The organism is Pelagibius litoralis (assembly GCF_011683915.1).
GTDB lineage: Bacteria > Pseudomonadota > Alphaproteobacteria > Kiloniellales > Kiloniellaceae > Pelagibius > Pelagibius litoralis.
On the sequence record NZ_JAAQPH010000001.1, the window covers coordinates 133,046 to 156,851 of the forward strand.

The 23,806-nt window shown below is 63.1% G+C and carries 23 protein-coding genes; 5 read left to right on the plus strand and 18 right to left on the minus strand.

Going from position 1 to position 23,806, the window contains the following annotated elements:
* Window positions 1-71: 71 nt before the first annotated feature.
* A complete protein-coding gene (locus HBA54_RS00685; RefSeq protein ID WP_167220388.1) occupies window positions 72-1,181 on the minus strand; it encodes an S-(hydroxymethyl)glutathione dehydrogenase/class III alcohol dehydrogenase in 1,110 nt (369 codons plus the stop codon).
* A 214-nt stretch (window positions 1,182-1,395) separates the two neighbouring features.
* Between HBA54_RS00685 and HBA54_RS00690 the strand changes: the two genes are divergently transcribed.
* The 3 genes from HBA54_RS00690 to HBA54_RS00700 all read left to right on the plus strand — a co-directional run bounded on the left by HBA54_RS00690 (window position 1,396) and on the right by HBA54_RS00700 (window position 3,430).
* Window positions 1,396-2,124 carry an aldolase gene (locus tag HBA54_RS00690; RefSeq protein WP_167220389.1) on the plus strand — a complete coding sequence of 243 codons (729 nt, stop codon included), beginning with the start codon at window positions 1,396-1,398 and terminating at the stop codon, window positions 2,122-2,124.
* Window positions 2,125-2,147: 23 nt separating this feature from the next.
* Window positions 2,148-2,528 carry a VOC family protein gene (locus HBA54_RS00695; RefSeq protein ID WP_167220390.1) on the plus strand — a complete coding sequence of 127 codons (381 nt, stop codon included), beginning with the start codon at window positions 2,148-2,150 and terminating at the stop codon, window positions 2,526-2,528.
* A gap of 92 nt (window positions 2,529-2,620) precedes the next feature.
* Window positions 2,621-3,430, plus strand: a complete 810-nt coding sequence (locus tag HBA54_RS00700) for an alpha/beta hydrolase (RefSeq protein ID WP_167220391.1) — start codon at window positions 2,621-2,623, stop codon at window positions 3,428-3,430.
* Window positions 3,431-3,485: 55 nt separating this feature from the next.
* On the opposite strand, the gene HBA54_RS00705 is transcribed toward HBA54_RS00700, so the two are convergent.
* From HBA54_RS00705 to HBA54_RS00720, 4 genes are read right to left on the minus strand one after another with little or no spacing between them, the layout of a single operon-like run.
* Window positions 3,486-5,108, minus strand: a complete 1,623-nt coding sequence (locus HBA54_RS00705) for an NTP transferase domain-containing protein (RefSeq protein ID WP_167220392.1) — start codon at window positions 5,106-5,108, stop codon at window positions 3,486-3,488.
* The gene (locus HBA54_RS00710; RefSeq protein ID WP_167220393.1) at window positions 5,105-5,857 is read right to left on the minus strand and encodes an XdhC family protein; all 753 of its coding nucleotides are present in this window, start codon (window positions 5,855-5,857) and stop codon (window positions 5,105-5,107) included. The genes HBA54_RS00705 and HBA54_RS00710 overlap by 4 nt, the downstream gene beginning before the upstream one ends.
* Entirely contained in the window at window positions 5,854-6,195 is a 342-nt protein-coding gene (locus HBA54_RS00715) for an XdhC family protein (protein WP_167220394.1), read from the minus strand. Before HBA54_RS00715 ends, HBA54_RS00710 begins: the two co-directional genes overlap by 4 nt.
* Window positions 6,174-7,469 carry a vWA domain-containing protein gene (locus HBA54_RS00720; protein ID WP_240932431.1) on the minus strand — a complete coding sequence of 432 codons (1,296 nt, stop codon included), beginning with the start codon at window positions 7,467-7,469 and terminating at the stop codon, window positions 6,174-6,176. Before HBA54_RS00720 ends, HBA54_RS00715 begins: the two co-directional genes overlap by 22 nt.
* A gap of 153 nt (window positions 7,470-7,622) precedes the next feature.
* Here HBA54_RS00720 and HBA54_RS00725 point away from each other — a divergent pair, with 153 nt between their 5' ends.
* Window positions 7,623-7,895 carry a hypothetical protein gene (locus tag HBA54_RS00725; protein WP_167220395.1) on the plus strand — a complete coding sequence of 91 codons (273 nt, stop codon included), beginning with the start codon at window positions 7,623-7,625 and terminating at the stop codon, window positions 7,893-7,895.
* Between the two features lie 92 nt (window positions 7,896-7,987).
* Here the strand turns inward: HBA54_RS00725 and HBA54_RS00730 are convergent, their stop codons facing one another.
* The 9 genes from HBA54_RS00730 to HBA54_RS00770 form a co-directional block, all read right to left on the minus strand.
* Window positions 7,988-9,535 (minus strand): alanine/glycine:cation symporter family protein, encoded by a 1,548-nt coding sequence (locus HBA54_RS00730; protein ID WP_167220396.1) that lies wholly within the window; start codon window positions 9,533-9,535, stop codon window positions 7,988-7,990.
* Window positions 9,536-9,640: 105 nt separating this feature from the next.
* On the minus strand, window positions 9,641-10,075 hold the full coding sequence (locus tag HBA54_RS00735; RefSeq protein WP_167220397.1) for a universal stress protein: 435 nt from the start codon (window positions 10,073-10,075) through the stop codon (window positions 9,641-9,643).
* A gap of 254 nt (window positions 10,076-10,329) precedes the next feature.
* Window positions 10,330-12,138, minus strand: a complete 1,809-nt coding sequence (locus HBA54_RS00740; protein ID WP_240932432.1) for a gamma-glutamyltransferase family protein — start codon at window positions 12,136-12,138, stop codon at window positions 10,330-10,332.
* Between the two features lie 43 nt (window positions 12,139-12,181).
* Window positions 12,182-13,675: an amidase gene (locus HBA54_RS00745; protein WP_167220398.1), complete on the minus strand. Its 1,494-nt coding sequence runs from the start codon at window positions 13,673-13,675 to the stop codon at window positions 12,182-12,184.
* 8 nt (window positions 13,676-13,683) lie between these two features.
* Window positions 13,684-14,574, minus strand: a complete 891-nt coding sequence (locus HBA54_RS00750) for an ABC transporter permease (RefSeq protein WP_167220399.1) — start codon at window positions 14,572-14,574, stop codon at window positions 13,684-13,686.
* On the minus strand, window positions 14,571-15,521 hold the full coding sequence (locus HBA54_RS00755; RefSeq protein ID WP_167220400.1) for an ABC transporter permease: 951 nt from the start codon (window positions 15,519-15,521) through the stop codon (window positions 14,571-14,573). The genes HBA54_RS00750 and HBA54_RS00755 overlap by 4 nt, the downstream gene beginning before the upstream one ends.
* Window positions 15,522-15,585: 64 nt before the next feature.
* A complete protein-coding gene (locus HBA54_RS00760) occupies window positions 15,586-17,376 on the minus strand; it encodes an ABC transporter substrate-binding protein (RefSeq protein ID WP_167220401.1) in 1,791 nt (596 codons plus the stop codon).
* Between the two features lie 72 nt (window positions 17,377-17,448).
* Entirely contained in the window at window positions 17,449-18,483 is a 1,035-nt protein-coding gene (locus tag HBA54_RS00765) for an ABC transporter ATP-binding protein (RefSeq protein ID WP_167220402.1), read from the minus strand.
* A gap of 2 nt (window positions 18,484-18,485) precedes the next feature.
* Window positions 18,486-19,478, minus strand: a complete 993-nt coding sequence (locus HBA54_RS00770) for an ABC transporter ATP-binding protein (RefSeq protein WP_167220403.1) — start codon at window positions 19,476-19,478, stop codon at window positions 18,486-18,488.
* A 222-nt stretch (window positions 19,479-19,700) separates the two neighbouring features.
* Here HBA54_RS00770 and HBA54_RS00775 point away from each other — a divergent pair, with 222 nt between their 5' ends.
* The gene (locus HBA54_RS00775; protein ID WP_167220404.1) at window positions 19,701-20,423 is read left to right on the plus strand and encodes a GntR family transcriptional regulator; all 723 of its coding nucleotides are present in this window, start codon (window positions 19,701-19,703) and stop codon (window positions 20,421-20,423) included.
* Between the two features lie 14 nt (window positions 20,424-20,437).
* On the opposite strand, the gene HBA54_RS00780 is transcribed toward HBA54_RS00775, so the two are convergent.
* From HBA54_RS00780 to HBA54_RS00795, 4 genes are all read right to left on the minus strand, one after another.
* A complete protein-coding gene (locus HBA54_RS00780; protein ID WP_167220405.1) occupies window positions 20,438-22,006 on the minus strand; it encodes an OpgD/OpgG family glucan biosynthesis protein in 1,569 nt (522 codons plus the stop codon).
* Window positions 22,007-22,172: 166 nt separating this feature from the next.
* Entirely contained in the window at window positions 22,173-23,102 is a 930-nt protein-coding gene (locus HBA54_RS00785; RefSeq protein WP_167220877.1) for an AAA family ATPase, read from the minus strand.
* A 61-nt stretch (window positions 23,103-23,163) separates the two neighbouring features.
* The gene (locus HBA54_RS00790; RefSeq protein ID WP_167220406.1) at window positions 23,164-23,502 is read right to left on the minus strand and encodes a YdbL family probable chaperone protein; all 339 of its coding nucleotides are present in this window, start codon (window positions 23,500-23,502) and stop codon (window positions 23,164-23,166) included.
* Between the two features lie 68 nt (window positions 23,503-23,570).
* Window positions 23,571-23,774 (minus strand): YnbE family lipoprotein, encoded by a 204-nt coding sequence (locus HBA54_RS00795; RefSeq protein WP_240932433.1) that lies wholly within the window; start codon window positions 23,772-23,774, stop codon window positions 23,571-23,573.
* Window positions 23,775-23,806: the final 32 nt, after the last annotated feature.

The window sequence follows — 23,806 nt, forward strand, 5'->3', positions numbered from 1 at the left end:
CAGGAAACGCCGTTTCTCCATCACCGGCGCTCAGCGAATCACCCCATGATATCGTTTTTCGCCGCGCCGCTCTAGAAGACCACCACCGAGCGGATCGACTTGCCTTCGTGCATCAGATCGAAAGCGGTATTGATCTCGTCCAGCGGCATGGTGTGGGTAATCAGGTCGTCGATATTGATCTTGCCGTCCATGTACCAGTCGACGATCTGCGGTACGTCGGTACGCCCGCGCGCGCCGCCGAATGCGGTGCCCTTCCAGACCCGGCCGGTGACCAGCTGGAAGGGGCGGGTGGCGATCTCCTGGCCGGCGCCGGCGACACCGATGATGACCGAAACGCCCCAGCCTTTGTGGCAGCATTCCAGCGCCTGGCGCATGGTGTTCACATTGCCGATGCACTCAAAGCTGTAGTCGGCGCCACCGCCGGTCAGTTCCACCAGGTGAGCGACGACATCACCGTCGACCTCCTTGGGATTGACGAAGTGGGTCATGCCGAACTTCTCACCCAGTGCTTTGCGGGCCGGATTAAGGTCCACGCCGATGATCTTGTCGGCCCCGACCAGGCGTGCGCCCTGGATCACATTCAGGCCGATTCCGCCGAGACCGAACACCACGACGTTCGAACCGGGCTCCACCTTCGCGGTGTTGATAACCGCGCCGACGCCGGTGGTGACGCCGCAGCCGATGTAGCAGATCTTGTCGAAGGGCGCGTCCTCGCGCACCTTGGCCAAAGCGATCTCCGGCGCCACGGTGTAGTTGGCGAAGGTCGAACAGCCCATGTAGTGGAGCACCGGTTTGCCGTCGAAGGAAAAGCGGCTGGTGCCGTCGGGCATCAGGCCCTGGCCCTGTGTGGTGCGAATGGCCTGACAGAGATTGGTCTTGGGGTTCAGACAATACTCGCACTGGCGGCATTCCGGTGTATAGAGGGGGATCACGTGATCGCCCTTTTTCAACGAGGTAACGCCGGGCCCGGTGTCGACCACAACGCCGGCGCCTTCATGGCCCAGAATCGCGGGAAAAAGGCCCTCCGGATCGTCGCCGGAAAGGGTGAAGGCATCGGTGTGACAGATGCCGGTTGCCTTGACCTCGACGAGGACTTCGCCCGCTTTCGGGCCTTCCAACTGAACCGTCTCGATCGATAAGGGTTTGCCGGCTCCAAAAGCCACTGCCGCGCGCACGTCCATTTCTGCTGGTTCCCCCCGAAAGGTTTGATGTTAGGAAAGCTTTGGTTTTGAGAATCGACTGCCTGATGAGCTAGTTTAAGCTGCCTGCCGGTTTACTGCTACACCCGCACCGCGCCCCGGCGCAACATCGCGGATCGGGGCTTGCGGTGTAAACCGGTTGCAACGCCGGTTAGGACGATAGAATGCGGTAGGAGCGAATTGAAGGAGTTTTGGCATGGATGACCCTCTGATCCAGGCAAGGATCGATCTGGCGGCGGCTTTTCGCCTGGCCGCGCGCTTTGATCTGAATGAAGGGATCTGCAACCATTTCAGCTATGCCGCGCCAGAGCGGCCAGGCTGTTTCCTCGTCAATCCCTTCGGCATTCACTGGTCCCAGATGACCGCCAGCGATCTGCTGCTGGTTGACAACGGCGGGGGCGTGCTGGAGGGCTCGGGCGAGCTGGAAACCACGGCGTTCTGTATCCACTCCCGTATCCATCTGCGTCATCCCCGGGCGGCCTGTGTGCTGCACACCCACATGCCTTATGCGACAACCCTGACGGCGCTTGAGGATACACCGCTGGAGCCGATCAGCCAGAATGCGCTGCGCTACTATAACGACGTGGCCTACGACCCGAGCTACAACGGGATCGCCGGCGATGTCGAAGAAGGCGACCGCATGGCGGAGGCCATGGGCGAGAAGCGGGTCCTCTTCCTCGCCAACCACGGGATTATCGTGGTCGGCGACAGTGTCGCGAAGGCCTTCGAGGATCTCTACTATCTGGAGCGGGCCTGCCAGTTGCAGGTCATGGCTCTTTCCACCGGGCGTCCGCTGAAGCGTGTGACCGATAACGTCGCGGCGACGACCTTCACCAAGCCGGACGTATCACTCCACTATGCCCAGGCGCATTTCGCCGCTCTCAAGCGGCTGCTCGATGCCGAAGATGCCAGTTACGTGCAGTGATCTGATACCTGGGAGAATGCAGAATGCATAAGAGCCGTCTTACCGCAGTGGTGCTGGACTGCCAAAGCGATGATTTTGAGCGTGATGTGCAGTTCTGGGGTGAAGCGCTTGGTTGGCCGGCGGCGCCGTTACGCGACGGTCAGGATCCACGCTACCGCGACCTCAAGACCCCCAGTGAGCATCCCAAGCTGCTGCTGCAGCAGGTCGACCACCCCAGCCGGGCCCATATAGATATTGAAACAGACGATATCGAGGCCGAAGTCAGCCGACTGGAGGCACTGGGCGCCAAACGCATCGCGCAGGTCAAGACCTGGTGGGTGATGGAGGCGCCCAGCGGTCACCGCTTCTGCGTAGTAAGGCCACAGCGGGCGGATTTCCCCGGCGATTCCCGGGAATGGCCGTGAGCCTTGTGCTACTACGGAATTCGTCAACGATTTGCCGCTAAACTGATGGCCGCGAAGAGGGATAAGTGGATGCAGAGATGAGGGCCTTTTCCATGGTATTCGTTTGGTCTGTGCTGGGTGGCTATGCCGTTGTCCTGCTGATCATGTTCTTCGCCCAGCGCAATCTGCTCTATCCCGCCGCGACCGACGTTCCCAGGCTTCTCGATCATGGCTTGCCGGGCCTGCAATCCATCGAAACCGAACCCGAGCTCGGTCTTGTCCTGACCCACTGGTTTCATCCGCCGGCCGGCCCCGAACAGCCGGTGATCCTTTACTTCCATGGCAATGCCGGCCACCGCGGCGACCGGGTACCCAAAATGCGCCCGCTGATAGACGCCGGCTTCGGCTTGTTGATCACCGGTTACCGCGGCTATGGCGGCAATCCTGGTAAGCCGAGCGAGGAGGGGCTCGCTGCCGATGCCCGCTCGGTGCACGACTGGCTTATGGCTCAGGGGTATCGGGCAGAACAGATCGTCATCTTTGGCGAGTCTCTGGGAACGGCGGTGTCCGTCGCCCTGGCCAGCGAGCGCCCGCCGGCCGCCTTGGTGCTGGAGGCGCCTCCCAGTTCCATCGCCGATGTTGCGGCGGCCCACTATTGGTATCTTCCGGTACGATTGCTGATCCACGACGCCTGGGATTCCCAGGCGCGTATCGGGGCGATCCAGTCACCCCTGCTGCTGTTGCACGGGGAACGCGATCACGTGGTTCCGGTTCGTTTCGGGCGGAAGCTCTATGAAGCGGCCACTCAGCCCAAGCAGGCGCTGTTTCATGAGACGGCGATGCACAGCGATCTTCTGAACTACCGCGAAGTGGTGGAGACGGTGGTCAACTTCATCCGCGACAAGGCGGCGAAACGCCAATAGATCGCCCTCCGGGGTGTTGTCGACTTACGTCGGTGCCGTCTGAACTGACAAGAGTCTAAGCCTCAAGCGCGGCCAGGGCCTCCGGTGTATCGACGTCCACCAGCACCGCGTCGTCATCCATGGGCACTTCGCAGACCGCCTCGGCATGCTCGCCGATCAGGGCGCGCGCGCCGATGTCGCCGGCCACCTCCTGCATCTCGGCAAAGAAACGCCGGGCGAAGAGTACCGGGTTGCCGCGTTTTCCCTGCCAGGTCGGCACGCAGATCGCGCGGCCTTCCAAGGGATCGAAAGCCGCGATCAGCCGGTCGATGGTCGCAGGCGAAACCCGCGGCATGTCGCCGAGGCAGACCAGCAGGCCGTCAATCTCTTCCGGCAGGGCGCCCAGGCCCCGTTTAAGGGAAGAGGAAAGCCCGCTGGCGAAATCCGGGTTGTGGGTGAGGATGAAGCGTCCGTCGGGCAGGGCCGCTTCCACCGCGGCATAGTCATGACCGGTGACCACTGCCAGAGGCTTGGCCTGAGAGGCCAGCAGGCTGTCCGCCACATGGGTCACCATGGGTTTGCCGTCGACCTGCAACAGCAGCTTGTTCGCTTTTCCCATGCGCCGCGACTGTCCGGCCGCCAGGATCACGGCGGCGATGCGCGGCGCGCGGGACAGGCTTCTGGCCTCTTCGACCGCTTCGGCGCGGGGCAGGGGGCGGCTGGCGATCTCCTTCAACAGGCCGCCGGCCCCCATTTTCATAACTTCCCGGGGGGTGACTGGCAATCCCGCGACGAGACGCTGCAGGACCCAGTCGAAGCCGTTCAGCTTGGGCGAGCGGGCGCAGCCGGGCAGGCCGACGACCGGATGGCCGCCGAGATCGCCAAGCAGGATCAGGTTTCCGGGATCCACCGGCATGCCGAAGTGATCGACCCTGCCGCCGGCGGCAACAAGCCCGCCGGGCAGGATATCCCGCCGGTCGATGACGGCCGAAGCGCCGGACATCAGAACGATGTCGCAGCCCTTTGATGCAAGCGTGCCAAGTGCCTGGGCGACTGAACCCTCATCGTGACGGCAGCGCAGCTCTTCGGCAGGGGCGCAGTCGAGCAGGGCGAGGCGCTGGTTCGCAACGTCTCTTGTCTTGTCGAGCAGGCTTTCCTTCGTTCCCGGCAAGAGAGTTTGCAGCAGGCCCACCTTGCGCGGTGCCAGGGCGGCGACGGACAGCAGTGGCTTGCCTTGGCCGGCGACGGCCAGGCAGGCGTCCAGAACATGCCGGGTGATGGCGAAGGGAATGATCTTGATGGTCGCCGCCATCTGGCGCGGCTCCACCAGGTCATAGGGGCCAAGGGTTGCCAGGGTGACCGCTTCGTCGACCAGGTTCAGGGCGTCGATGCGCTCCCGCTCGGCCACCAGGATGCCGCGAAATCCGACCATCAGATTGCAGCGCCCTGTGAAACTGGCGCTGGCGGTCAGGCCGTCCCCTATGATGGCCACGGCCAGGGCGGTAGCGGCTTCGTCTTCATGGACTTCGTCGGCTTCGAGGCGGGCGACGATCAGGCGGTCGATACCGGCTTCCGTCAGCGTTGCGATGTCTTCCCCGGAAAGGCGACGGCCTTTCTTGAAGGCGATACCTGGCGCGCGCAGCGAGTGCGCGAGGATGCTGTCCGCTGCGTCACTAACCGGAACCTCGCCGAAGATCATTGTGCCGCTGCCGCGTCGGAGCCAAGTGGCGTTTCTTTGACCAGTGGCGTCGCCCCGTGCAGCACCTGGGTCATCTGTGCCAGGATGGCGATGGCGATTTCAGCCGGGCTTCGCGCGCCGATGGCGAGGCCGATAGGGCCGTGAATGCGTGCCAGCGCGGAGTCGTCCAGGCCGTCGTCGCGCAAGCGGTTCAATCGCCCGGCATGGGTTTTCCGGCTGCCAAGCGCCCCGATGTAAAAGACCGGGGAGCGGAGGGCGACGCCCAGCGCGGGATCGTCCAGTTTTGGGTCGTGGGTCAGCACGACGACGGCGGTCCGGTGATCGGGAGCAAGGCCTCGGAGCGCTTCGTCGGGCCAGCCGTCCACCAGCTCGACGGCCGGAAAGCGCTCACTGTTGGCCCAGGCCTTGCGCGGGTCGACCACAAGCACCTCGTAGCCGGCCAGTTGCGCCATGGGCACCAGGGCCTGACTGATATGAACAGCCCCTACGACGACGAGTCGCAGCGGTGGATTGTAGACATGGACGAAGAGATTCGCATCTTCGCCCAGCGGGCCACTGCGATCCGCCAGCACCGCGGCTTCGACCGCGGTGCGTTGCATCGCCGTGAGCGGGAGATCGCCCTGCGGCTCGCCCCCGGCGACCTGGGTGGCGATCAGGGTCTGCCGCCCGTCGTTGAGGTCGGTCACCAGGGCGGTCGGATGCTTGGCCGCCCGCGCGGCCTGCAGGGCTTCGAGCAGAGGGCGCTTCATTCGACGACCTCGACGAAAACCTGGATCGTGCCGCCACAGGCAAGACCCACTTCCCAGGCCTGCTCATCGGAGACACCGAACTCCAGCAACTTGGCCGCTGCGCCGCCCATGATTGCCTGTGCCTCGTGAACCACCGCGCCTTCGATACAGCCGCCGGAAACCGAACCCTGCAGCCGAAGCTGATCGTCGACGATCAACTGGCTGCCGACCGGGCGCGGGGAGGAGCCCCAGGTGGAGACCACAGTGGCCAGGGCGACTTTGTGCCCCTGACCGCGCCAGCTCAGGGCTTCGGCCAGCAGGTCTTCGGCGCCGGCTGTTACCGTTTCTTGCTTTGCCATGACGTCAATCCTTCCTCCCGCCGCATCGCGGGGCGACTGAGAACCGTCGAGAGCTCGCTCAGGCTTTCAAGGTTGTGAATCGTGCGAAAATCGTCCACATGGCCGATCATCGCCTTCGCTCCCATTGATTTTGGCTCATAGGCGTCGTAGCGCAAGAGGGGATTGAGCCAGATCAGCCGGCGGCAGGATTTGTGCAGGCGCTCGATCTCGCCGGCCAGGCCCTCGGCGTTGTCGCGGTCCAGGCCGTCGGAGATCAACAGCAGCACCGCACCCTGGCCCAGGACTCGTCTTGCCCAGACCCTGTTGAAGTCGTGCAGGCAGGCGCCGATCCGGGTGCCGCCGGACCAGTCGACCACGGTGTCCGAGACCTTTTCCACCGCAACGTCGACATCCTTGTGACGCAGATGGCGGGTGATGTTGGTCAGCCGTGTGCCGAAGACGAAACTATGGACCCGGTCGCGGTCGTTGGTAACAGCATGCATGAAATGCAGCAGCATGCGTGAATAGCGGCTCATGGAGCCGGAGATATCGCAGAGCACGACCAGAGGCGGATGGCGCCGGCGTTGGCGCTTCCAGCGCAGGGGAATGGTATCGCCGCCGCTGCGCAGGCCGGCGCGCATGGTGGCCCGCAGGTCCGCCCGCTGTCCCTGCTGCGCCGGGCGAAAGCGCCGTGTCGGTACTTCCATGATCGGCAGGCGCATGGCCTGGATGGCGCGCTTGGCTTCAGCCAGCTCGGCGCCGGACATCTTCTCGAAATCGATCTCCTGCAGGATTTCCTTGCTGGAGAAAGTCATGACCGCGTCGATCTCGGTCTGCTCCTGCTCTTCGCGCAGGGCGTCGTCCTCGGAACCCTTGGGTCTCAGAACGTCGGTCAGGCGGCGGCTCAGTTCCTCGGCGTTGTCCGGGTGATGCCCGGCCAGGGGTGTGATGTCGGGCAGCAGTAGGCTCATTACCCGCTCCAGGATCTTTGGATTGCGCCAGAACATGTGGAAAGCCTGATCGAACAGCTCCTGCTGGTCGCGACGGTTCACGAAGATGGCGTGAAGGGTCCAGTAGAAGTCCTCGCGCCGGGAAAGCCCGACCGTGGCGGTCGCCTGCAATGCATCCAGCACCTTGCCCGGCCCGACCGGCAAACCCGCCGCCCGCAAGGTGCGCGCGAAGTAGAGAATGTTCTCCGCCAGCCGGCCGTCCGGCGGGGTTTCGCTCTGTGTCGAAGGGGCCATAGCGGCCAGCATATACCATGCCGTGGCCCCAGGCCCAGTGCTCTGGGTCATTAGATTCTCTAATTCCTCGGATGAGAACAAGTCGTTTGCGCGGAGTGGCTTAAAGGCTCACATCTAAGGGCAAGCGGAGATGAAAAGGGCGCCAGCGCGCAGGCCTAAAGAGGCCGCCAAGGCCTGGCCCCGTCCTTGAATGAGGAGAGAGTTATGTCGACTATTCAATCCCCGATCCACCCCCAGCCGTTTGGCGGCGGTGCAGGTTTTGACGACGGCGCGGGCTTGGGAAGAAGCCTTTTCCTGACGCTGCGCTGGATTGTCGCGGTAACCGCCCTGATGGCGCTTGGCGTGTTTGCAGTCCAGGGTCTGACCTCGGTGGAACAGCCTTCGGCTGGTGCTGTTGATCAGATTGTGACCGAGCAGGTGCCCGCCGGGCAGACGACTTTCGACGGCCGCGGCAAGTGGAGCGGCTACGCACGCTGATCGGAAAGCCATCAGGAAAAATTCCAAGAGGCGAAGAAAAAACCGGCGACCCCTGGGTCGCCGGTTTTCGCTGACTGTCCTTTGACGACAGGTTATGCGCCGCTCTCGCTGGCGGCATATTTCTTGATCTCTCCGCTCTTCAGGCGGGACCAGTAGGACGTGAGCTCCTGCTTCACCACCGGGAAGAGAATGTAGAGCCCGATGATGTTGGCGATCGACATGGCGAAAATCGCCGAGTCCGAAAAATCGATCACCGGCCCCAGGTTCATCGAGGCGCCGATCACCACGAAGATGCAGAAGATCAGCTTGAACAGCAGGTCCATCGAACGGCTTTCGCCGAACAGGTAGGTCCAGCACTTCGCCCCGTAGTAGGACCACGACAGCATCGTGGAGAAGGCGAAGAGGATCACCGCGACCGCCAGGATATAGGGGAACCATGAGAAGGCGCTCTCGAAGGCGAGGGAGGTGAGTTCGACGCCGCTCATGCCGCCGCCGGCCGTGTAGGTGCCGGTGATCACGATGACCAGCGCTGTCATGGTGCAGATCACCACCGTATCGATGAAGGGTTCGTGCAGCGCGACCAGCCCCTCGGTGATCGGTTCCTTGGTGCGCACCGCCGAGTGGGCGATGGAGGCTGAACCGATGCCCGCTTCATTGGAGAAGGCCGCCCGGCGGAAGCCCTGTATCAAGGCGCCGATGGCACCGCCCGCCACGCCCTCCGGGTTGAAAGCGCCGCCGATGATGGCGCCGATGGCTGAAGGTACCTGGTCGATGTTCATGACGATGATGATGAGCGCGGCGCTGCAGTAGATGACCGCCATGAAGGGCACGACTTTTTCCGTCACCTTGGCGATCGACTGGATGCCGCCGATGATCACCACGCCGACCAGCGCGGCGACGATCAGGCCGAACAGCCAGCCCTTGTCGGCCATGAAGCTGTCCGCGCCGCCGGTGACGTTGACGAACTGCTGGAATGACTGATTGGCCTGGAACATGTTGCCGCCACCCAGCGAACCGGCGATGCAGCAGATGGCAAAGAACACGGCGAGCACCTTGCCGAGACCGCCCATGCCTTTCTCGGCCAGCCCTTTGCTCAGGTAATACATCGGACCGCCGGAGACCGAACCGTCCGCGTACTCGTTGCGGTATTTTACACCCAGGGTACACTCGGCGAATTTCAGGGACATGCCCAGGAAACCCGCCAGGATCATCCAGAAGGTGGCGCCCGGGCCACCGATGGAAACGGCGATAGCGACACCGGCAATGTTACCCAGGCCGACGGTGCCGGAGAGCGCGGTGGCGAGCGCCTGGAAGTGCGAGACCTCACCGGCATCTTTGGGGTCTGAGTAGTCGCCCTTCACCAGTTCGACCGCATGGCCGAAGGCGCGCACCGAGATGAAATTGAAATAGATCGTTGCGAAGAGCGCGGCGACGACCAGCCAGACGACGATGACCGGAATGGCGATTTCGTCGTTGACCGGCACCGAATAGAAGATCACACCTGCGATCACGTCGGTGACCGGAGAAATCGCCTGGTTGATCTGCTCATCCAGGCTTATCGCCATCTCTGTGGAGTCTTGGGCCCAGCTCGCCGGTGCCCAGAGCAATGCGGTCAGGAAGGCCGCTAGCAGTTTTTTCATGGAAGCCTCACTTTGTTTTTCTGCCGCGATCCCCCCGCGGCGCGTTGTTCCCTTTGTTGTGGGAACAGGCTTTTTTGCTTGAGGGCTTGGCCCTCGCGGTCCCGGTCAAGGAATGACGGTGACGGGAACCGGCGAAATCTGGACCAGGGTGCCCGCCGTGCTGCCGAACAGCAGAGCCTGCATCTTGGTCAGGCCACGCCTTCCGATGAAGACCTGATTGACCTTTTCTTCCTTCGCCAAATGGCTCAGTACGTCTGCGGCATGGCCGTGGCGGACCACGCCTGTTGCCTCCACGCCCTGGTTTTTGAGCGACTCCAGGACCGGCCCGACAACATCGCTTTCGGCACGCGAGATCTCTTCCTCGCGCCGCTTGTGGCGAACCTCGTTTTCCTGTGGTGTGTTGAAGCTGTAAGGCGACCACTCGATCACGTAGGCCACGACCAGCCGTGCCTGGCTTTCCTTGGCGCGTTGTGCGGCAAAGTCCGCTGCGCGGGCACCCCCCTCGCTACCGTCGATACCGACGAGCAAAGTATCCGTCATGTTTCCCCCACCTCTGTTTCAGCGGTGCCCGGAACGGGCTCCCCGCCGCTGTTCGCTTACTGGGATTTTTTCTTTTACGTTTGCACGTATGATTTATGAACGCCAGGGTTAGATTGATTGTGCGGATACAATTTTTGCGTCAAGAACTGGCTGGATGACGGTTGATTTTCGGCGATGGAAATTATCCTCGGACGCCGAAACCGAGGCGCAGAGAGAGTCTTCCGGGCGAGGAAAATTGAATAGGGCCGGCGGCGTCAGCGCCCGACGGCATACCCCTGCATGAAGCGCGGGTTGGCTGCGGCCTTCAGGATGTCACCGTCCTTGGCAGCCGCCGTCACCCGCCCGAGGCTCCAGTCATCTTCGACCTGGACATCGTGGCCGCGGCGGCGCAGTTCCTCGATGGTGGCTTCCGGGAAACGCCCTTCCATTTTCAACTTCCCGGGCTCGCATTCGCGGGGATGAAAGGAACTGGGGAAATGCAGGCTGTTGAATTCCGGCGCGTCGATGGCTTCCTGAAGGTTGAGGCCGAAGTGAACGTGACGCAGGAAGACCTGCAACGACCATTGGTCCTGCTGATCGCCACCGGGGGTGCCAAAGGCCATATAGGGCTGCCCGTCACGCAGGGCTAGGGAAGGCGACAGGGTGGTGCGCGGGCGTCGCCCGGGGGCGAGGGCGGAAGGCATGCGTTCGTCCAGCCAGAACATCTGCGCCCGGGTGTTAAGGCAGAAACCCAGTTCCGGGATCGCCGGTGAGCTTTGCAGCCAGCCGCCGCTGGGGGTTGCCGATACCATGTTTCCCCAGCGGTCGATGATGTCGATGTGACAGGTATCGCCCAGTGCGGTATCGGCGACGCTGTCTTCCTTCTTTGCAAAGCGCGCCATGGTCGGCTCGCCGCTGCCGCGCGGGTTTTCGCCTGAGCCGTCATCAACGGCGATGCGGACAATGGGCTCGGCACCGAACCCGGGAATGTCGCCCGGCCGCAACTCAACCGACGCTTCATCCCCGATCAAGCTGCGGCGCCCGTCGGCGTAATCGTCGGAAATCAAGGTCTCGGTCGGTACCGGAGCGAAGTCCGGATCGCCGTAGTAGGCTTCGCGGTCGGCGAAGGCGAGTTTATGAGATTCGACGACAAGATGGACGAAGTCCGGATCGTCCGGTGCAAGCTTGTCGAGATCGAAGCCCTTCAGTAAGGCCAGGGTCTGCAGGGCGGCCGGGCCCTGGCCCCAGGGACCTGTTTTACAGAGGGTGAAGTTCCGGTAGTCGCCGGTGACCGGGGCCCCCTTCGTTGCACTCCAGTTGGCCAGGTCGTCGGCGGTCAGCAGGCCGGAGTGGGCGCGCCCGCTGGCGTCCATCACCTCCGTCTCCCGGCAGAAGCGGTCCATTGCCTCTGCCACGAAGCCGCGATACCAGGCGCGCCGCGCCGCCTCTATCCGGTCCTCGCGATTGCGTCCGCCGGCTTCGGCTTCGCGCAGGACCCGGCGGTAGGTTTCCGCCAGCACCGGATTGCTGAACAGGCTGCCGGCTTCGGGCACGCCCTTGGCCAGATAGAGCGCTGCCGATGTCGGCCAGTCGTTCTCAAAAGTTTCCTGGACGTTTTCAATCGTGGCGCTGACGTTGGGGATTACCGGATAGCCCTCTGTGGCGTAGGCGATCGCCGGTTCCAACAGTTCGCTCAGTTCCATCGTTCCGTGATCGCGCAGCATCAGCATCCAGGCATCGAAGGCACCGGGAACGACCGTGGCCAGCAATCCGGTTCCCGGGATCATGTCCAGGCCGAGATCCTGGAACGCCTGGATGTTCGCCGCCGCCGGCGCGACGCCCTGTCCACAAAGCACCTGCACTTCGTCGCCCTGGGCGGTGTAGTAGATAATCGGGACTTCGCCCGCCGGCCCGTTGAGATGCGGCTCGACCACCTGCAGGGCAAAGCCGGTCGCAACGGCGGCGTCGAAGGCGTTGCCGCCGCGTTCAAGAACGGACATGCCGACGGCCGATGCGAGCCAGTGCGTCGATGTCACAACACCGAAGGTGCCGAGGATTTCAGGGCGGGTCGTAAATGCGGTCAAGGCGGTTTCCTCTTGGCATCCCGGTTTTCCGGGTAAGACGGGATTACAGTTTGGCGGTTTCTGCGAAACCGGGCGGTACGCGGATCTGCGTGGCTTGCTCGAATGCGTAGGCGAAGCGAATCAGTGCCGGCTCCTGATAGGCCCTAGCGATAAACGACAAGCCGACCGGCAGGCCGAAAAGATACCCGGCGGGAACCGTGATACTGGGATATCCGGAGATGGCGGCAAGATAGGCGCTGCTGCCGAAACGGTTGTCGCCGTTTACCCAGTCGATCAGCCAGGGCGCGCAGGTGGTCGGCACGACCAGGGCGTCCAGTTGATGCTCGTTCATGGCCTTGTCGATGCTCTCGGTTCGGATCAGCCGCAGGCAGGTCTCGCGCGCGCTCTGATACGCCGGATCCTCCAGACCCGCGGTTGCCTGCGACTTCTCAAACAGGTCTTGCGGGTAGTAGGGCATCACCCGCGCTCGGTTTTCCTCGTTGAAGGCGATCAGCGCTTCCAGGTTATGCGGCCCCGGGCCGGGGGGCAGCGCAGCGAGATAGCGGTTCAAACAGGCCTTGAACTCACTGGTCATAACCTGCAGTTCCTGGGCGCGAACGACCTCCGGCGTCGTAACGCAAATCCCATCGACGACCTGGGCGCCGGCTTCGCGGATGGCGGTCAGGTTGTGCGCGAAGACTTTTGCGATCCCTTCATGCATCCCGGCAAGGTCGGGTATGGCGCCGATCCTTGCATCCCGCAGCCCGCCTTTGTCCAGGTAACTCGTGTAGTCCTCGGCCCGACAGCAGTCTGCATCCACCGTTGCCGGATCCTCCGGGTCGCTGCCGGCGAGGGCGCCCAGAACCAGGGCAGCATCGGCGACACTGCGTGCCATGGGGCCGGCCGTGTCCTGACTGTGGGAGACCGGTATGATCCCGCTGCGGCTAACCAGCCCGACGGTCGGCTTGATGCCGACGACGCCGTTCATAGCGGCCGGGCTGACGATGGAGCCGTCGGTCTCCGTACCGACCGCGACGGTGCAGAAGTTCGCGGCCACCGCCACGGCGGAACCGGAGCTTGAGCCCCCGGGGGAACGGTCCAGGGCATAGGGGTTGCGCGTCTGACCGCCGCGGCTGCTCCAGCCGCTGGATGAACGGCTGGATCTGAAGTTTGCCCATTCGCTGAGATTTGTCTTGCCGAGGATCACGGCGCCGGCGGCGCGCAGGCGCGCCGCGACGGCAGCATCCTTCTGCGCTCGGTTGCCTTCCAGGGCGATGGAGCCGGCCGTGGTCATCATGCGGTCGGCTGTATCGATATTGTCCTTGATCATGACCGGAATGCCATGAAGGGGGCCTACCGGTTTTCCGGCCACCCTTTCTTTATCAAGAGCCTGGGCAATCGCCGTGGCTTCGGGGTTGATCTCCATGACGGCATTTACCCGGGCGTCCATCCGGTCGATGCGCGCCAGATACTGCGCGGTGACCTCGACCGCAGTGGTTTCACCGCTGTCGATGTCTCTGCGCAGTTCGGCAATACCGGCTTCGGGTTGCGCTGTCATGGTCCGCCCTAAATGCCCCGGCCTTCGCGCACGTCGAGGAAGTCGCGCAAGGCATCGCCGAGGAAGTTGATGGAGAGAACCGTCAGCATGATGGCGAGGCCGGGGAAGATGCCAAGCCACCAGGCGCGGGATATGAAGCTGCGCGACTCTGACAGGATCAGGCCCCAGGTCGGCGTGGCGGCTTCCACCCCCAGGCCCAGAAAAGACAGGCTGGCTTCGCCCAGAATGGCATAGGAAACGCTGACCGTGGCCTGAACGATGATCGGCGCCGTCGCATTGGGCAGGATATGGCGCCACATGATACGGAAGTCGGAAACGCCGACAGTGCGGGCCGCGGCGATGTATTGTTCTTCCTTGATCGACAGCACCATGCTGCGGGCGATGCGGGCGAAATCATCGACGAAGGCGAGGGAGATGGCGACGATCACGTTGACCAGGCCGGTGCCGAGCACGGCGACCAGGTAGACGGCGATGATGAAGTTCGGAAAGGCCCACTGCAGGTCGATGTAGCGCATGATGACGTGGTCGACCCAGCCGCCGAGGTAGCCGGCCAGAACACCCAGCCCGACCCCAAGGACCAGCGCAATCGCGACGGTCGACACGCCGACGAAAAGCGATATCTGTGTGCCGACGATCAGCCGGCTGAGAAGATCGCGGCCCAGGTCGTCGGTGCCAAGCGGGTGGGTCCAGGACGGCCCGACGATCATGTCGAAGTCCATGGCGTTGGGGTCGTAGGGCGAGAGCACCGGGCCCAGAACTGCAGCCACCACAAAAAGGCTGAGGATGACAAGTCCGACCAGAGCCTTCTTGTCGGCCAGTATCAGGGAGGCGAAACGGGCCCAGCCGGAGGAACGCCGGGGGGCCGCGCCGGCCCGGTCGAGAACAGCTTCCTGTGTCATGAATCGTACCTGATGCGGGGGTCGATCACGCCGTAGAGCATGTCGACCAGAAGGTTGCTGAAGACGAAGATCGCCGAGACCACCAGGATCGCGCCCTGGACCACCGGATAATCGCGGTTGAGGATGCCCTGAATCAGCAGGCGCCCGAGGCCCTTGATCGAGAACACGTTCTCGACCACCACGGCACCGGACATCAACAGTGCAAAGGCGATGCCGATGACCGTCACCACCGGGATCAACGCGTTGGGCAGGGCGTGATAGATCATCAGCGTCGACTGTTTCAGGCCCTTGGCCCGGGCGACCCTCATGTAGTCGGTTTTCAGAACCTCCAGCATGGCGGAGCGGATCATCCTGGCGATGATGGCGGCAAAGCCCGTACCCACCGCGATGGCCGGCAGAATGAGGTGCGAGAGCCATGGCCAGAAGCCGGCGGAAAGGGGTTCATAGCCGATGGCGGGCAGCCACGAGATGTTCACTGCGAGGAAGACGATGAGCAGGATGGCCAGCCAGAAGTCCGGCATGCTGAGGCCGAGGAAGGCGAAGAGGGTGACGCCGTGATCCCAGCCCGTATTGCGTTTTGTGGCGGCGATCAGCCCGGCGGGAACCGCGATAATCAGGGCAATGATGAAGGACAGCCCGGCGATTGAAAGCGTGCGGGGTATGGCCTCGAGCAGTAGTTGCTGGACCGGAACCCGGGCACCGTAGATCGATGTGCCGAAGTCGCCCTGAAGCGCGTTCGAAAACCATTTCAGGTACTGGATGTACATCGGTTGATCGAGGCCGAACTTACGGCGCAGCGCCTCGACCGCTTCCATGTCGCCGGCGTCCGCCATCATCGCTGCGAAGGGGTCGCCGGGAACGATCCGCAGCATGAAGAAGACCAGCGTCGCCACCGCCCACATGACGATAAGGGCCCCGATGCTGCGTCGAAGAAGATAGCCGGACATACCTACGTCACTCGCTTTTAAAAAGGCGGGCGACCGGGAAGGCCGCCCGCCAGGGTCCGTTACGTCAAGACAGGGTCACGCGATCAAGGTCCACCAGGCCGGGAATGCGGCTGATGGCCGGGAAGTTGACCGACTTGTGGTGCACCAGGATGTCAGAGGGATGATAGAGGAAGGCGCAGGCGACTTTGTCGGAGGTGATCCTGTTGGCCTTCTGCACCAGTTCACGGCGTTTTTCGATGTCCGCCGTGGCGCTTTGCTCATTCGTTAGGGCATCGACCTCCGCTTCGGAGAAGTATCCGAAAGGATGGGTGCTCTCGTTGCGTTTGCGGCCGTTGAACTTGGAGGTCGTCTGCATCCAGTCGACGAGGCCGTCATCGGGGTCGTAGTCGCCGCCGCTGCCGGCCCGGCGCATGTCCCAGTTCATGGTGTCGAAGTCCTCGATGCCGACCGAGAATTCCTTGGTCAGCAGCTCGATATCGATGTTGAGATTGCGCTTCAGGATCGAAGCGACGACCTGGGATTCCCGTCGGTTTGAGGGGGTGGTGATCAATTTCAGGGTCGGAAAACCCTCGCCGTCGGGATAACCCGCTTCGGCCATCAGGCGGCGTGCTTCCTCCAGATCGAAACTCTGGCCACTGGTTTCGGCCAAGGCCTCGTCATAGTAGTAGCCCATGGCCGGATTGATGGTCCCGTAGGCTGCGGTACCGCGCCCGAACTGGGCCTGCTTGAGGTAACGGTCGCGGTCCAGCGCCTTGGCGATAGCGAGGCGGACCTTGAAGCCTTTCTCCTTCATCAACTCGTCCAGCGGCTTGTTGAAGTCGGTGACCTTCATGTGCTCGTGCCAGGGGTTCATCCAGAGCGACTGAAAGCCGGGCCCGGGTTTCTCGTCGACCACAAGGTCGGGGTTGGCCACAAAACGGTCGATCAGTTCCGGAGCGATCGGGTTGCCGCCGATGAGCTGAATATCGCCTGCTTCCATGGCCGCCCCCAAAGGCTCGGCTGCGGAAATCGGCTTGATGATGACCTTGTCGAGCTTCGGGCGCTCCGGGTCGTAGTAGTTGTCGAACTTCTCCAGCACGACCCCCTGGCCAAGCTGATGGAACGTCACACGGAAGGGGCCGGTGCCGACCGGCATCAGGCCGTAGTCGGAGGGCGACATGGATGCCAGGGCACCGCGGCTGACGATGGTCATGGCCCGGCCGCTCGAGCGTTCCAGCGCTTTGGTCAGGAACGAAGCCTGCGCCTTCTTCAGCTTGAAGCGTACGGTATAGGCGTCGACTTTTTCCAAGCCGGCAACGTTGTTCAGCACCCGGCCGTGGATCGACTGGTTCGGGTCTTTCGAGCGCTCGTAGGTGAAGAGCACGTCGTCGGCGTCGCAGGTATCGCCGTTGTGGAAGGTGACGCCCTCGCGCAGCTTCATGGTGTATTCGGTGCCGTCGTCCGAGACCGTCCAGCTCTCCGCCAGATCACCCTCGGCGACCAGATCGGCATTGATGTGCATGAGGCCGCTGAGCACGTTGGAGGAGATCTGGAACTGCAGAACCTGGTTGATCTGTGCCGGGTCGAGGGTCTGGATCTCGCCGACCCCTGACCAGCCGCAGTTCAGGGTTCCCCCCGCATGGCCGTCCGCCCGGGCCGAGCCAAGGCCACCCAGGCCGGGCAGAAGCTGCGCCGCTGTCAGAGTGCCGGATGCGGCCATGAGCCGAAGCACCGCGCGGCGCTTCAGACGCGGGCCGGACATTTCTGCCCGGCTCAGGCCGAACAGCGGGTCGCGCGGATCGAAGTCATAAGCATTCTTCAGATCGTCTTCGATCTGAGTTCTTTGTCGCTCGGTCAAGTTTGTTGATTTTTTCATTGTCTCGTTCTCCTGTCAGACTTCCCTGATTGTCTTCGAACATGGTCTCTTGGTTGTTATCCGGCGCTGTCCTCACGCCGGTTCTGTAATGCGTTGGTCGATTTTCAGGCAGGCGGCGGCGTGATCCGGCCCGACTGTCTTCAGTTCCGGTACGACACTGCGGCAATCCGCATCGGCCAGCGGGCAGCGTGTATGAAAGACGCAGCCGCTCGGCGGGTTCGTGGGGCTGGGGATTTCCCCGGTCAGCACCTGGTGCTCGCGCCGCTCTTCTATCTCCGGATCCGGGACCGGGACCGCCGAGAGCAGAGCCTTTGTGTAGGGGTGTTGAGGCGTTTCGAACAGCCGGTCGCAGTCACTGAGTTCCACCAGCTTGCCGAGGTACATGACCGCGACCCGGTGGCAGATGTGGCGCACCACGCTGAGGTCGTGACCGATAAACAGATAGGTCAGGTCAAACTCGTCCCTGAGGTCTTCCAGAAGGCGAATGATCTGAGCCTGGATCGAGACGTCGAGAGCCGACACGGCTTCGTCGCAGATGATCAGGTCCGGGCGCAGCGCCAAGGCGCGGGCGATTCCCACACGCTGGCGCTGACCGCCGCTCATCTCGTGCGGGTAGCGGTCGGCCAGGCCCGCGGAAAGGCCGCAGACATCGAGAAGCCGGCGCACCCTTGCGGCAATGGCGGAATGTTCCCGCTCGACACCATGCACAAGCAGGGGTTCGCCGACGATGTCTTCCACTTTCATACGCGGATTCAGGGAAGAGAAGGGGTCCTGGAAGATTGCCTGCACCCGCCGCCGGAAAGCCGCTGTGTCCTGCCGGTCGAAGCCCGCCGTATCGGCGCCGTCGAACAGTATCTTTCCCGATGTCGGTTCTTCCAGTTTCAGGATGCAACGGCCGATGGTCGACTTGCCGCAGCCCGATTCACCGACCAGACCCAGGGTTTCGCCGCGTCGAATGGTGAGGCTGACCCCGTCGACCGCCTTGGCTTGTCCGACGGTGCGCTGGAACAGCGCGCCTTGGCGTATCGGGAAGTGTTTGCGTAGATCGCAGAGCTCCAGCAGGGGCTTGCCGGGACGCCGCGTCGATCCGCCGTCTGGGTCAACCATCGTCACTTTGCGGCAACTCCGTAAAGACCTTCGGATTCAAAACAGGCACTCCAGTGTTCCTGGCCGAGCGGCAGCAGCGCCGGCGCTTCCGCAGCACAATGGGCAGTGCAGTGCGTACAGCGCGGTTGAAAGGCACAGCCAGATGGAAGAAGCGTAAGGTCGGGCGGGTTGCCGGGGATCGGGTCCAGGGGCGAGCCCCGTGGCCGGTCGAGGCGTGGCACCGAATTGAGCAGGCCGATCGTGTAGGGATGGCTCGGGCGGCGATAGATTTCCCTTGCGCCGCCGCGTTCGACGACGCGCCCGGCATACATGACGTTCACCCGGTCGGCGTAGCGCGCGACGATGCCCAGGTTGTGGGTGATGATCACCAGGGCCACGCCGAGGCGGCGGCAGAGATCCTTCATCAGTTCGAGGATCTGGGCCTGGATGGTAACGTCCAGGGCGGTTGTCGGTTCGTCGGCGATGATCAGCGGCGGATCGCAGCTCAGCGCCATGGCGATCATCACCCGCTGGCGCATGCCGCCGCTCAGGTGGTGCGGATAGGCCTTCAGGCGGCTTTCCGGGTCCGAGATGCCGACCAGTTTCAGAAGATCGATCGCCTTTGCATCGGCCTGTGCCGCGGTGAGGCCGAGATGCAGGCGCATGGCCTCGGTCATCTGTCGGCCGATGGAGAGCACCGGATTGAGCGAGGTCATCGGCTCCTGGAATATCATGCCAATGCGCCTGCCGCGTACCTGGCGTATTTGTTCCTCGTTGTACTGCAGCAGGTTTTCGCCCTGGAAAAGAATCTCGCCGCCGCAGACCCGGCCCGGCGGATCCGGGATCAAGCGCAGGATGGAGAGGGCGGTAACCGATTTGCCGCTTCCGGACTCGCCGACCACCGCAACAATCTCGCCCGGATTGACGTCGTAGGAAACGGCATTGGCGGCCCGTATGGTCCCGCCGGGGGTCGAGAACTCGACCACGAGATCCTTGATTTCGAGCAGCGCGGTCATGATTCTCGCCCCGCGCCGGCGGCCGGGCTCGAGCGCTGCAGACCACCGAAAGTCTTCGCTGCAAAGCGCTCTACGGCTCTGCGGATGCCGTGCTGCATCAGATGAAATCTGCCTCTCCGCGGCAATCCCCGGCACTGTGAGCCGCTTGTCTCGCCCCTGCTTTGTAGGTATTATCATTATTGATAATGATATTTTCAGACACACCAAGACGCCTGTCAACCGATGACTGAAATTGCTGAAATTCTGAACGACAACGCCTGGGCCTTGGCGCGCGAGCGCAAGGGCAATGTCGTCTACCATGCGGTCAAGAGGGCCATTCTGCTGCGCGCTTTCAAGGCGGGGGATGCCCTGATCGAACAGCAGATAGCGGCGGCCATGGGGTGCAGCCAGGGGCCGGTACGCGAAGCCCTGATGCGGCTGGAGCAGGATGGCCTGGTGGCACGCCGCGGCTATCAGGGAACGCTTGTTTCCGATACCTCAGCGCCGGAGGCGGCGAAGATGGCCCAGATCCGCATCGAGATTGAGACCACCGGGATCAGGATGGCGATCCCCGCCATGACCAGCCGCAAGCTGGATGAGATCGGCGGCCTGCTTGAAGAGCTTGAGGGGGCGGAGGACCGTCTCGATTCCTATGCAAAAAGCGATCTCGACCGGGCATTCCATCTGGCCCTCTTCAGTGCCTCGGGCATGCATGCTTTGGAGCCGATCCTGACGCGCTGCTGCCTGCACATGCACCGCTTTACCTTTGGCAACGAGGCCCGTGCCAAAGGGGTTGCCGCCAACGACTATCAGCGCGGGCCGAGCCGCGATCAGCACCGGGCGATCTTCGAAGCGATTGCCGGCGGCAGGTCAGACGAGGCGGCGGACATCCTGCGGCGTCACGTCGAAGCGGTGATCGCTTACTGGGCGCCTGATCTCCAGACTGCCATGATGGACGGTCCGTAGAAGCTCAACAGGCGTTATGTGGCTGGATGATACTGGTAGTGCCAGTTCTCGGTCAGGGTCTTGCCTTCCAGTTCCATGTAGCAGCGCAGCTCGACCGGTTCGTCGCCGGAAACGGTCAGGTCAAAGGACGCCAGCCAGCGCGGGGTGTACCAGACCGGGTCTGACCGTGTCAGGCTGACCTCGCCGCGCGATGCGGTCACCACCACCTCGGGGCGGGCGCCCCAGGGGATATCGGCCAAGCTGGCGCCATCGAACTCTATGGCGAATTTGACCACGCCCGGCGGGCGCGGTTTGCCGGCCTCGCCGCCGCGTCCCGTGCGGGTCGCCACACAGCGGGCCAGTTCGACCACGGGATAGAAAGGCTCGAACTCGTCCCAGTGCAGGCGGTAGCGGTAGGTCAGGCTGCTGCCGGCGCGCGCCGGCTCCGACGGCATCCAATAGGCGACAATATTGTCGTGGATCTCATCGTCGGTCGGCAGTTCGACCAGCTGAACCGCGCCGCTGCCCCAGGACCCCAGAGGTTCGATCCAGCAGGTCGGGCGGTGGTGGTAGTTCACCCCGTCGAGATAGTGGTCGTAGTCGCGGTCGCGCTGCGAGAGGCCGTAGCCGAGCGGGTCGCGATCCTGGAAACTGGAGGTGATCGGCCGGCGGGGGTTGTTCAGCGGCCGCCAGATGCGCTCACCCGCGCCGGTCCAGAGGGCCAGGCCGTCGGAATCGTGGACTTCGGGCCGCCAGTCCATGAGGCGCTGTTCGCCGTACTCGCCGTACCAGAACATCGAAGTCAGCGGCGCGATACCCAGGCGGGCGATGTCATTGCGAATGAAGAGCCGCTTTTCGACCTCCATGACAACGCCGCGTTGGCGCGACATGACGAAGCGATAGGCGCCCGTCAGGCTGGGCCCTTCCAACAGCGCGTAGACGATCTGGGGGTCACCCTCGCGCACCGTCGGCGTAAACCAGAACTGTGTGAAATCCGGGAACTCTTCCGGACCCGGATCGCCGACATTGAGGGCGATCCCTCTTGCCGAGAGTCCAACCTGGCCGAGGGCGCCGACGCTGCGGAAGTAGGAGGCTCCGACGAAGGTTACCCAGGGTTCGCGCTGGCGCCAGTCACCGGAGCGCCGCGACTCCTGAACCCAGAATCCGGCGAAGGCCGAGGACTCGGGCGGCAGGCCTTGCGCCGGATGATCGGCCGGAACCGTGAAGTAATCGGTATCGTAGAGCACTTCCTGTGCCTGGCCGCTTTCGACCTTGTGCATGCGGATCGACTTGGGGAAATAGCGGCCCATATGCACAAAGGTGATGGGATAGACGCTGCCTTCCTGACCCCAGAGCGCGTAGTCGGGCTTCAGACGCAGCTTGCCGTGCGCATCGTAGTCGATCTGCTCCACCAGTTCGGGAGCCGGCCTTGGCGGCTCGCTGTAGGGCTGTCCCGCCCGCGCCTTGGCGTGATCGATCAGCCATCCCCAATCGAAGGGCCGGGCAGGGCCGAGACGCAGCGCCGGTGTTTGAGCGTGAGCCCAACTGGGTAAAGTCAGAAGCGCGCCGAGCGCGGCCAGAGACTGGCGACGAGATAAATTCATGTTTTGTCATTTGATAGCCGTTCGGGTCTGACAGCATATGGTGTCCGGGCACCGCCGGGGCTGTGTGATTCTGGTGACCTGGGGCGGTTGTTGAAGGCTGGGCAGAAACACCCGGACAGTGCCGGCGGTGTCGCCGGGGCTTGAAGATACTGGCCTTTTAGAGGGGTCAGGCGATGGCGACGCCGGTCAGTTCCGACTTTACGTCGCTTAGCAGGCGGGCCGCCTCGCTGCCCTGTATCTTGGCGATATCGTCCTGATACTTCAGCAGGACGCCCAGCGTGTCGTCGATGGCCTGGGGATCGAGGGCGACCTTGTCGAGTTGGGTGAGGGCCTCGGCCCAATCCAGGGTCTCGGCGATGCCGGGCAGCTTGAAAAGGTCTTCCTTGCGCAGCGCCTGCACGAAGGAAACGATCTCCCGCGACAGTTTCGCCGGTGCCCCCGGGGCTTTGACGGTCAGGATCTCCAACTCGCGCTCCGCCGAAGGATAGTCGATCCAGTGGTAGAGACAGCGCCGTTTCAGGGCGTCATGGATTTCCCGCGTGCGGTTGGAGGTGACGATCACGATGGGCGGCGAAGCCGCAGCAATGCTGCCCAGCTCGGGAATGGTGATCTGATAGTCCGACAGCACTTCCAGCAGGAAGGCTTCGAAGGGTTCGTCGGTGCGGTCCAACTCGTCGATGAGGAGAACCGGCGCGCCGCGGTCATCGGGCCTGAGGGCCTGCAGCAGCGGGCGCTCAATCAGGAAACGCTCGTCGAAGATGTCGTTGGTGAGGCTGGCGCGGTCGCCGGCACCGGCGGCCTCGGCAACCCGGATCTCCACCATTTGGCGGGGATAGTTCCACTCATAGACGGCGGCGGAAACGTCGAGCCCTTCGTAGCACTGCAGCCGGACCAGGCGGCGCCCAAGGGTATCGGCGAGAACCTTGGCGATTTCGGTTTTACCGACGCCGGCTTCGCCCTCCAGAAACAGGGGACGACCCAGCTTCAGCGCCAGAAACAATACCGTCGCCAGGCTGCGCTCGCCGACGTAGTCGCCGCTCGACAGCAGCGCGAGCGTTTCGTCGACGGACACGGGAAGGGGGCTTTGCTCGCCCATGGTTTTGGGTCTCATGCTGTGGTGCTGGGGCGGTGACGGCTGCTCTTCTAGCAGAGTGTGACTACTTTTGCCGCCATTCGCCCTGGTCTGTCAAAATCCAAGTACCGTCGGGCACCTGTTCAATGATCTCCTGCGCGTAGACGGCGCCGACCTGACTTGCCGGAATACCCTGCTTGCCGGCTTGTTCTGCATAGATTGCCTGACGCTTGGCGTTCACTTCGTCGACGAAATCGGCAAAGGCCGAGTCGCGCGCGACCGCCAGGCCGTCGAAGCGTTCGCCGACCTTGCCGCTGGCGCGCAGATCGTCCAGGGACTGGGCGGCTGCCGGCGCCGTCAGCATCGGCAAGGCCACGATAATCGCGGCCAAAAGGGTGAATAGGGAGGACCAGAACCTCGTCATGCCATCTTCCTTCGGAGTTGTCTCAGCTCTTTTTCCAGTGCGGCCTGCCGCTTTCGCGCTTGCGCAGGTCAAAAGATATCCGGATTGCTTTGAATGTCCTTATCGGCCTGTTCTTCAAGTTTTACACGGACTTCGGCGTCTAATTTGACATTCAGGTTTATCGTGATGGGCTCCTTCGGTGCCTCCACCTGGACCGTTGGGGTGCAGGCGGAAAGAGCCAGGCAGAGCAATGCTCCGGTGAGGGCCGCGTCGCGACCGGAAACGAGGTACAAATCCTTATCTCCCCTCAGAATTCAGCTTTCGG

Bases quoted from the DNA above. Each gene is read 5' to 3' on its own strand.
- HBA54_RS00685 (WP_167220388.1), bottom strand. From the start codon at position 1,181: ATGGACGTGCGCGCGGCAGTGGCTTTTGGAGCCGGCAAACCCTTATCG.
- HBA54_RS00690 (WP_167220389.1), top strand. From the start codon at position 1,396: ATGGATGACCCTCTGATCCAGGCAAGGATCGATCTGGCGGCGGCTTTT.
- HBA54_RS00695 (WP_167220390.1), top strand. From the start codon at position 2,148: ATGCATAAGAGCCGTCTTACCGCAGTGGTGCTGGACTGCCAAAGCGAT.
- HBA54_RS00700 (WP_167220391.1), top strand. From the start codon at position 2,621: ATGGTATTCGTTTGGTCTGTGCTGGGTGGCTATGCCGTTGTCCTGCTG.
- HBA54_RS00705 (WP_167220392.1), bottom strand. From the start codon at position 5,108: ATGATCTTCGGCGAGGTTCCGGTTAGTGACGCAGCGGACAGCATCCTC.
- HBA54_RS00710 (WP_167220393.1), bottom strand. From the start codon at position 5,857: ATGAAGCGCCCTCTGCTCGAAGCCCTGCAGGCCGCGCGGGCGGCCAAG.
- HBA54_RS00715 (WP_167220394.1), bottom strand. From the start codon at position 6,195: ATGGCAAAGCAAGAAACGGTAACAGCCGGCGCCGAAGACCTGCTGGCC.
- HBA54_RS00720 (WP_240932431.1), bottom strand. From the start codon at position 7,469: ATGACCCAGAGCACTGGGCCTGGGGCCACGGCATGGTATATGCTGGCC.
- HBA54_RS00725 (WP_167220395.1), top strand. From the start codon at position 7,623: ATGTCGACTATTCAATCCCCGATCCACCCCCAGCCGTTTGGCGGCGGT.
- HBA54_RS00730 (WP_167220396.1), bottom strand. From the start codon at position 9,535: ATGAAAAAACTGCTAGCGGCCTTCCTGACCGCATTGCTCTGGGCACCG.
- HBA54_RS00735 (WP_167220397.1), bottom strand. From the start codon at position 10,075: ATGACGGATACTTTGCTCGTCGGTATCGACGGTAGCGAGGGGGGTGCC.
- HBA54_RS00745 (WP_167220398.1), bottom strand. From the start codon at position 13,675: ATGACAGCGCAACCCGAAGCCGGTATTGCCGAACTGCGCAGAGACATC.
- HBA54_RS00750 (WP_167220399.1), bottom strand. From the start codon at position 14,574: ATGACACAGGAAGCTGTTCTCGACCGGGCCGGCGCGGCCCCCCGGCGT.
- HBA54_RS00755 (WP_167220400.1), bottom strand. From the start codon at position 15,521: ATGTCCGGCTATCTTCTTCGACGCAGCATCGGGGCCCTTATCGTCATG.
- HBA54_RS00760 (WP_167220401.1), bottom strand. From the start codon at position 17,376: ATGAAAAAATCAACAAACTTGACCGAGCGACAAAGAACTCAGATCGAA.
- HBA54_RS00765 (WP_167220402.1), bottom strand. From the start codon at position 18,483: ATGGTTGACCCAGACGGCGGATCGACGCGGCGTCCCGGCAAGCCCCTG.
- HBA54_RS00770 (WP_167220403.1), bottom strand. From the start codon at position 19,478: ATGACCGCGCTGCTCGAAATCAAGGATCTCGTGGTCGAGTTCTCGACC.
- HBA54_RS00775 (WP_167220404.1), top strand. From the start codon at position 19,701: ATGACTGAAATTGCTGAAATTCTGAACGACAACGCCTGGGCCTTGGCG.
- HBA54_RS00780 (WP_167220405.1), bottom strand. From the start codon at position 22,006: ATGAATTTATCTCGTCGCCAGTCTCTGGCCGCGCTCGGCGCGCTTCTG.
- HBA54_RS00785 (WP_167220877.1), bottom strand. From the start codon at position 23,102: ATGGGCGAGCAAAGCCCCCTTCCCGTGTCCGTCGACGAAACGCTCGCG.
- HBA54_RS00790 (WP_167220406.1), bottom strand. From the start codon at position 23,502: ATGACGAGGTTCTGGTCCTCCCTATTCACCCTTTTGGCCGCGATTATC.